The 3,711-nt window shown below is 72.2% G+C and carries 2 protein-coding genes; one reads left to right on the top strand and one right to left on the bottom strand.

Annotated elements, in window-relative coordinates; all coding sequences use genetic code 11:
- Positions 1 to 2,703: hypothetical protein (locus AC1D01_RS24860; protein ID WP_477871109.1), on the top strand; the 2,703-nt coding region annotated here is incomplete at its 5' end.
- On the opposite strand, the gene AC1D01_RS24855 is transcribed toward AC1D01_RS24860, so the two are convergent.
- A partial coding sequence (locus tag AC1D01_RS24855; RefSeq protein WP_477871107.1) for a thiamine pyrophosphate-dependent enzyme occupies positions 2,657 to 3,711 on the bottom strand: 1,055 nt, incomplete at its 5' end. The two genes, AC1D01_RS24860 and AC1D01_RS24855, sit on opposite strands and share 47 nt — an antisense overlap.

Below are 3,711 nucleotides of genomic sequence, written 5' to 3'. Positions count from 1 at the left end.
CTGCTGGCCCTGCACGTCGGCCACGACGGCGCCGACACCGCCTTCATGACGCTGGTGCTGCGCGCACCGGACGGCGCCCGCACCACGACTCACCGCAGCTTCGCGTTGCCCGGCGAGCCGCGCGCCGCACTGGCGGCCTTCGCATCGCAATGGCCGCAGCTGAGGTCGGAACTCAAGCTCGCCGGCACGCCCCCCGCCGTGCAGCCGCCGGCCGGTGGCTGCGATGCCAAGGCATGGCAGCTGGACGCGCCGGCCTCGCCGGCAACGCTCGCCTGCAGCGCGCTCGCCGTCGGCACCCTGCTGCCGGAACTGGAACCCTACGACCCGTGGATGCCGCCAAGCGCCGGGTCTCCTTCCCGGATCGCCTGGCTGGCCACGGCGTTCGTCGAGGCGGAGGGCCGGGATGCGGATCCCGTGAGCCGGGCGATTGCCGAACTCGCGTGGGCACAACTCCACCTCGACGATGCGCCGCTCGCCCGTCCCGATCCGGCCGCGCTGGCCGACCCGGTGGCGGGCCCCGTGCACAGGCTGCTGGAGGCCGAGGGGCACAGCGCGAACCTGCCTGTGCGATCACCGCGCAGCGCGGCACAGCAGTACCTGGACCAGGGCGGTCGCTCGATGCCGGCGTTCGCGCGCAGCCTCTTCCTGGAGCGCGGCAACCAGGGCGACGAGTTCCACCGCATCGACCTGTGCGCCATCGAGCGCACGATCACCGGCATGATGCCGTCGCCGCGCTGCCGCGACGAGGCCGCTGCGGCGCCGCCCGCCACCGGCCGCGCCGGCGCGCTCGCGCCGATGCTGTACCAGGAGTGGCGCCTGGCGGCCTACTACAAGGACATCGTCTACTTCGGCGAAACGCAGGGCCAGAAGGAGCGGCTCGCGCAGGCACTGGCCGCCCTGCCGGCCGATCTCGCCCGGCACCCCTTCATCGTCCAGCGCCGCTTCAGCGTCGACGGCCTGAACGGGCTGCAGGGCAGCTACGACGAGGTGCTGAAACAGGTGCGCACGCGCATGTCGGCGTTCGTGCAGGCCACCGCGGAGCTGCAGCGCCACGAGACCGTGCTCGGGCGTTTCGGCATCTCCAACCATGCCGCACCCATCAACCGCGCCATGCTGGCCGACCCCACGGTCGACCAGCTCGTCGACGATGAGAGACGCCTGATCGCGGTGCTGGGCTTCGATCGCTTCGCAGGCGGCGCCTCTTCAGTGAGCCGACGCAAACCGGGCACGCCGGCCTATGTCCTGGCACCCGGATCGGCGCGTGCGGCGTTGGCCGAAGGGCACCAGCTGGCCATGGCGGAGCACCTGGCCGCCATGCCGCCCGCGCCTGCCGCGTCGATCCCGCTCGCCGACGCGCGGCTGTTCCGTCCAGAAGCGCGGGCCTTCGCAGAAGCACTGACCGATGCGCAATTGCGCGAGCGCATCGCCCACGACCCGCACAACATGGTGGACCGGGTCAAGCTCGCGATGCGCGCCCTGAAAGACGGCCAGTCCGGCACGCAGGCGCGCCGGGTGATCGACGAGTACCCGGCCACGTCCCAGGTCGACAACCAGGTCGGCCTGTCCCACCTCTGGGCGGCGCCGGCGCATGCCTACTTCCTGAGCGGCGAACTCGCCGACGCGAAGCGCTACTACGGACGCGTGCGAGAGATCGGCACCGGCAGCGGTTCCGATCTGCATGCCCGCGTGCGCCTGCCGATGATGGCCGGCGACATCCGCGGCGCGCTGGCGGCCGCCCAGCTGCGGTTGGGGCGTTACCCGAGCGACTACGCACGCCGCGATGTCGCCGGGCTGCTGTTCATGACCGGCCAGCCGGAGGCCGCCTGGGCCGTGGTCACGCCGCGGCTCACGGCCTCCGACACGAGCGAGCTGTGGGTGGCGGCGGTCGTCGGCCAGCGCATCGCGAAGCGCGACCTCGCAGCGGCGAAGGCCTGGAGCAGCTCGCTCGGCGCGAACAAGGCGCAGGTCGACGACATGGACGCCGTGCCGTGGTTCCTGTACCTGCATGCCACCGTCGACCGCCTGCCGAGCGACACCGACCTCGCGACGCTGACGGACGGGCTGCGGGCTTACGACCCGGCCCGTCGATGGGAGGCGTCGGTGCGCCTGATGCAACTGGCCATGAAGGGCCAGGCCACCGCTGCCGATCTGGACACGGTCCGCAAGAGCCTGCAGCGGCACGGCTACGAGGCCCGGCCGTTCCTGCCCTGGTTCACCTGGGCGGCGGTGCACGCCGGGCGGGCCGACCACCCCGATCTCGCCGTCCTCGCCGACGTGCCACTGGCCACCGGCGACTTCAGCGGCCTGCTGGCGAACGCGATCCGCTTGTCATCGCAGGGCAAGCACGAGCTCGCGCTCCGCCACCTGCGCGCGGCACGCCACGAGATCTCGGTCATCTCCACCGGGGAGCAGCCGGACCAGCCGCTGCCGATGGCCTACCAGGCGGCACTGGCCGGCTTCCTGCTGTTCCGCGAGACCGGCCAGGACGCCTACCGCGTCGAGGCGCTGCAGCTCGCCCGCGACTTCCAAGGCGTGACGCCGTACTGGGGTTGGCCGTATGCATTGCAGGCACTGCTCGAGCGCGACGCCAAGCGCCAGGCGGCGGCCGCCTGCCGCGCGAAGGCGCTGGACCCGGGCTCGTACTTCCTGAGCCAGGTCAAGCCGTCGGTCGTGGCTGCGAAGTGTCCGCAGCCGGCCTGGTAGACGCCAAGGGATCCAGCATCACCTCATCGTGCGCGCAGCCGGCCGGGATCATCGGCCAGCAGTTCGCCTCGGGCGCCACGACCGCGTCGAGGAAGAACGGGCCCGGGCTCGCGAGGCACTCGGCGAGCGCAGCGTCGAGTTCGCCGCGCTGATCGACGCGGCGGGCGCCCCAGCCGAAGGCCTTCGCGAGCGCGACGAAATCCGGCTGCACGTCGAGCACGCTCTGGCTGGTGCGCCCGCCATGCACCAGCTGCTGCCACTGCCGCACCATGCCCATGTGGCCGTTGTTCAGCAGCACCACCTTGACCGGCGCGCCCGCCTGCACCGCCGTCGCCATCTCCTGGATGTTCATCAGGATCGATGCGTCGCCGCTGACGCACACCACCAGCCGGCCCGGGTGCGCGACCTGCGCCCCGATCGCCGCCGGCAGCCCGTAGCCCATCGTGCCGGCGCCGCCCGACGTGAGCCAGCGCCGCGGATTGTCGAAGCGCAGGTGCTGCGCGGCCCACATCTGGTGCTGGCCGACATCGGTCGAGACGATCGCGTCGCGGCCGCCGAGCGCTGACTGCAGCCGCGCCAGCAGCGCCTGCGGCGCAACCTGGTGCGGCGTGTCGTCGAAGGCCAGCGAGCGTTGCGCGCGCCAGGTGTCGATGCGCGCCCACCACGCGTCGAGCCGCTGCGGATCGAGCGGCTGCGGGCCGAGGCTCTCCAGCAGCGACTGCAGCAGCCACCCGCAATCGCCCACGAGCGGCACCTGCGTCTTCACCACCTTGTTGATCGAGGTCGGGTCGATGTCGACGTGGATGAAGCGCGCCTCGGGGCAGAAGCCGTCGAGCCGCCCGGTGACCCGATCGTCGAAGCGCGCGCCGACGCACACCACCAGGTCGGCCTCGTGCATCGCGAGGTTGGCCTCCAGCGTGCCGTGCATCCCCAGCATGCCGAGGAACTGCGGGCTCGACGCCGGGAACGCGCCCAGGCCCATCAGCGTCAGCGTGCACGGCGCATGGC

The sequence above is a fragment of the Rhizobacter sp. P3_B12 genome, assembly GCF_056402895.1.
Note: the sequence above shows the minus strand (reverse complement) of the source record. Positions and strands in the feature narration are given on the sequence as shown.